This is a genomic window from Streptomyces sp. NRRL S-646 (genome assembly GCF_000720765.1).
GTDB lineage: Bacteria > Actinomycetota > Actinomycetes > Streptomycetales > Streptomycetaceae > Streptomyces.
Genome location: NZ_JODC01000154.1, coordinates 1 through 211 on the forward strand (window position 1 = coordinate 1; position 211 = coordinate 211).

At 67.3% G+C, this 211-nt stretch carries 1 pseudogene; it reads right to left on the minus strand.

The features are described 5' to 3' along the window. Positions 1 to 211 (minus strand): annotated as a pseudogene (locus tag IH68_RS0149340) (RNA-guided endonuclease TnpB family protein); the annotation flags it as partial.

Consider the following 211-nt stretch of genomic DNA (forward strand, 5'->3'; position numbering starts at 1 on the left):
CAGCGGGCATTGGCGGTGAACCGGATCGACTGCCGCGCGTCCTTACGGGACTTCAACCGTGGTGCTCCCACCTTCGGTCCCTTGCGCTCGCCCTTGAGGGAGGCGAAGAAGGTGCGGTACGCGGTCTCGGCGTCCCGCAGGGACTGCTGCAGAACGACCGCGGAGACCTCGCCCAGCCAGGACCGCTCCTTCGTCTGCTTCGCCTCGGTAA